Origin of the sequence: Mycobacterium colombiense (assembly GCF_003284975.1) — a bacterium.
Classification (GTDB): Bacteria; Actinomycetota; Actinomycetes; order Mycobacteriales; family Mycobacteriaceae; genus Mycobacterium; species Mycobacterium europaeum_A.
Window position 1 is genome coordinate 1 of record NZ_QMEU01000179.1, and the last position, 4,822, is coordinate 4,822.

General features: G+C 68.2%; 1 protein-coding gene. It reads right to left on the reverse strand.

From position 1 onward, the window contains the following. Window positions 1–4,822: non-ribosomal peptide synthetase (locus DQP58_RS25775; RefSeq protein WP_114149374.1), on the reverse strand; the 4,822-nt coding region annotated here is incomplete at both ends.

Below are 4,822 nucleotides of genomic sequence, written 5' to 3' on the forward strand. Positions count from 1 at the left end.
GTCACCGCCACCGCGTCCGGAGTCCGCGCCACCTGCGCGGCGAACAACCCCACCACCGACACCGGCACCACCGCACGACCCAACGCCGACGCATTGCCCATCGCACCGAGTCGCGCGCACTCGGCGGTGTCGAGCACATCGATCGAAGACAGTCGGCGATGCGGGTCGTCGGTGATGGCGACCAACACCCGCCGCAGTCGCTCGGTCAGGGTGTGGACGCTGTCCAGGTCGAACACGTCGGTGCGGAATTCGACGGTTCCGCCGATCCCGGCGGCCCGGCCGTCGTCGCTCCAGCGGGCTGACAGTGAGAACGTCAGGTCCATTCGGGCGGTACGTGTTTCGACGGGCTCGGCGCTGACCTGCAGGTCACCCAGACGAAGCTGCGCCGCGTTGTCACTCTGCCAGGCGAGCATCACCTGGACCAGGGGGTGGTGCGCCAGGGAGCGGCTGGGGTTGAGCCGCTCGACCAGCACCTCGAAGGGCACATCCTGGTGGTCGAAGGCCGCCAGGACGTGCTGACGCACCCGGGCCAACAGCTCGGCGACGCTGGGATCGCCACCGAGATCCACGCGCAACACCAGGGTGTTGACGAAGAATCCCACCACGTCGTCCAGCGCGGAGTCACGGCGGCCGGCGATCGGAAAGCCTACCGCGACATCGGAACTCGCACTGATCTTGGCCAGCAGCACCGCCAAAGCCGCCTGCACCACCATGAATTCGGTGGCGTTGTGCGCCCGCGCCACCGCATGCACCCGTTGCTGCAACTCCGCGGGCCAGTCGATGCCCACGCTGGCCCCGCGATGATCGGCCACCGACGGATACGGCCGATCCGTCGGCAACTCGATACGCTCGGGCAACCCCGCCAAAGCCCGTTCCCAATAGGCCAGCTGCGCGGCGATCGGGCTGTCCGGATCGTCCAGGTCACCGAACTGCGTCCGCTGCCAGATCGCGTAGTCGACGTACTGCACCGCTAGCGGCGCCCACTGCGGCGCCCGGCCGCCGCTGCGACTGGTGTAGGCGGTGCCCAGATCGCGCACCAGTGGATTCAGCGACCAACCATCCGCAGCAATATGATGGACCACCGCCACCAACACATGCTCGTCATCGCCGCGACGGAATAGCTTTGTTTGTATGGGTATTTCGCTTGCGAGATCGAACGCGTACCTTGCTGCGGCATCCACGCCCTCCTTTATCCGTGCCGGCGACCAACCGGCGGCATCAATTACGTCCCACCCGACGTCCGCCCGCTCAGCGGGAATCACCACCTGCCGGGGTGTCCCGTCGGAGACGGCGAACACCGTGCGCAAACTCTCATGTCGAGCCACCACGTCGAGGAGGGCGGCGTGCAGGGCCGCCACGTCCAATCGACCGCACACTCGCAGCACCGCCGGCATGTTGTACATCGGCGACGGTCCCTGCAACTGATCGATGAACCACAACCGGGACTGCGCGAACGACAACGGCACCAACTCCGGCCGTGCACCCGCCCGCAGCCGCGGAATCCGTTGTGCGCCAGCACCGGCAAGCCGCGGCGCCAACTGGGCCACCGTGGGCGCCTCGAACAGCGTCCGCACCGAAACGCCGGCGTCGAAGGCGGTGTTCACCACCGCGAGCAAGCGCATCGCCGACAGCGAGTCGCCGCCGAGGTCGAAGAAGGAGTCGTCGACGCCGACGCGTTCCACACCGAGCACCTGGGCGTAGATGCCGGCCAGGATCTCCTCGATCGCGCTCGTCGGGGCGCGGTAGCGGTCGGCGTCGGAGTATTCCGGCGCCGGCAGCGCGCGGGTGTCCAGCTTGCCGTTGACCGTCAGCGGCAACGCCTCGAGCACCACCACCGCCGAGGGCACCATGTATGTGGGGAGCCGCTGACCCAACCAGGCCCGAATGTCGGTCGGGTCAGCGACTCCGGTCACATAGCCGACGAGACGCTTGTCGCCGGCCCGGTCTTCACGGGCGATCACCGCCGCATGCTCAACGCCGTCCAATTCGCTTAATGCGGCGCGGATTTCGCCGAGTTCGATCCGGTAACCGCGGATCTTGACCTGCTCGTCGGCGCGGCCCAGGTACTGCAACTGGCCGTCGGCGTCCCACCGGACCAGGTCACCGGTGCGATACATCCGCGCGCCGGGCGCCCCGAACGGGCAGGCGACAAACCGCGTCGACGATATGCCCGGGCGGCCCATATAGCCGGTGGCCAGCCCACCGCCGGCCACGTACAGTTCACCGACCACACCGACGGGCACCTGACGCAACCAGCCGTCGAGCACGAAGAAGGCCAAGTGCGCCAAAGGCGTTCCGATGGGGCTGACGTTGCTGTCGACGTCACCGTCGACGATCTCCCGAAACGACGCGTGCACCGTCGTCTCGGTGATGCCATACATATTCACCATGCGGGGCAGGCCGGGGTGGCGGTGCAGCCACGTCGACAACCGGTGCGGTTCAAGCGCCTCACCACCGAACACCACCGTCTGCAACTTCAGCTGCTCACCCAGCTCGGGCGCCAGCGCATCGGCACTTTGCAACGCATAGAACGCCGACGGCGTCTGACTCAACACGCTGACCTGCTCACGAACCAACAACGCGTGCAGGTCTTCTGGCGATCGGACCACGTCGTCGGGCACGATCACCAGACGCCCGCCGTACAGCAACGATCCGAAGATTTCCCACACCGAGAAGTCAAACGCCAATGAATGGCACTGGGTCCAGACCGCGCCCGCGCTCAGTCGCGCGTCGATCGCTTCCAGCAGCTGGGTGACATTGCGGTGGGTTACGGCCACGCCCTTGGGAATTCCCGTCGAGCCGGACGTGTAGATGAGATACGCGATGCTGTCCGCCGCCGGCACCGGAAGTCCGGTGGTGGGCCGGGTCGCCACGGCGGGGTCGTCGATGTCGACGATCACCCCGACGAACCCGTCCAGCCGGGCGCGCACCTCGGCGGTGGTCACCGCGGCGATCGGCGCGGCATCACCGAGCACGAACTCCAACCGCGCCGCCGGCACGCTCGGGTCGATCGGCACATACGCCGCCCCGGTCTTGAGGACCGCGAGGATCGCCACGATCGCTTCGGCCGACCGCGGGATCACCACCGCCACTCGCTGACCCGGGCCCGCGCCCCGCTCGGAAAGCAAGTGCGCCAACCGGTTCGTCGACTCGTAGAGCTGTCGGTAGGTCAATGAGCGCGCGCCGCAGGTGATCGCCACGGCCCCTGGAGCGCTTGCCACCTGCGCGGCGAACAACGCCGGAATCGACACCAACGCCATCGGCGGCGCGGTGGCTATCGCGCGGTTACCGGCCACGTCGAGCCGCTCGCGTTCCGCCTCGTCGAGCAGATCGATCGACGACACTCGTTGCGCTGGATCGGCGGCCATGGCCGCCAGCACCCGATGAAACCGCTCGATCATCGTTTCGATGCTCGACGGGTCGAAGACGTCGGTGCGGAACTCCACCACTCCGCCGATGCCGGCCGGCCGGCCGTCCTCGGTCCACCGTTCGTTGAGCGAGAACACCAGATCCATCCGGGCGACCTGGGTGTCCAGCGGCAGCGGCGTGACCTGCACGTCGCCCAATTGCAGTCCGGCGGCGGGCCCGTCATGCTGCCACGGCAAATTCTGCCAGGCCAACACCACCTGGACCAACGGGTGGTGGGCCAGGCTGCGGGCGGGACGGAGCCGTTCGACGAGCACTTCGAAGGGCACGTCCTGGTGTTCGTAGGCCGCCAGGCTGCGTTGCCGAACCCGGGCCAGCAGTTCGGTGACGCTGGGATCGCCGCCGAGGTCCACGCGCAGCACCAGGGTGTTGACGAAGAAGCCCACCACGTCGTCGAGCGCGGGATCGGCGCGTCCGGCGATCGGAAAGCCCACGGCGACATCGGAACTCGCGCTGAGCCTACCCAGCAACACCGAGAGCGCGGCCTGCATCACCATGAACTCGGTGGCGTTGTGTGCCCGCGCCACCGCCCGCACCCGTTGCTGCAACTCCGCGGGCCAGTCGATGTCCACGCTGGCCCCGCGGTTATCGGCCACCAAGGGATACGGCCGGTCGGTGGGCAACTCGACACGTTCGGGCAACCCCGCGAGGGCTTGTTCCCAGTAGGCGAGTTGCCTGGCGATGGGGCTGTCCGGGTCGTCGAGGTCGCCGAATTGCGCACGCTGCCACAGCGTGTAGTCCACGTATTGGACCGGCAGCGGCGCCGCGTCCGGCACCCGGCCGGCGCGGCGGCTGGCATAGGCCGTCCCGAGGTCGCGCACCAGCGGGGTCAGCGACCACCCGTCCGCGGCGATGTGGTGGGCCACCGCCACCAGCACGTGATCGTCGTCGTCGAGCCGGAAAAGTGTTGTCCGCAAAGGAATCTCGTTGGACAGATCAAAGTGGTGCCGGGCCGCGGTGTCGATCGCATCACCGAGTCGCTCTATCGACCACCCGTCGGCATCGACGACCTGCCAGGCGGCGCCGGTGAACTCGGCTGTGAGGACGACTTGGCGAGGTGTCCCCTGGTCGGCGACGAAGACCGTGCGCAGGCTTTCGTGGCGGCCCACCACGTCGGCCAGGGCGGCGCCCATCGCGTCGGTATCCACCGGTCCGCTCAGTCGCAGGGCGACGGCCATGTTGTGGACCGGGGACGGCCCGTGCAATTGGTCGAGGAACCAGAGCCGGGACTGGGCGAAGGACAGCGGCACGACCGGCGGCCGGTCGACCGGAGCCACCCGCGCGAGCTTGGTCCCGCCCCCGCGGATCCGCGGCGCCAACTCCGCGACGGTGGGTGCTTCGAACAGGGATCGGACGTTGAGGCCGGCGTCGAGTTCGGCGTTGACGGCCGAGACGA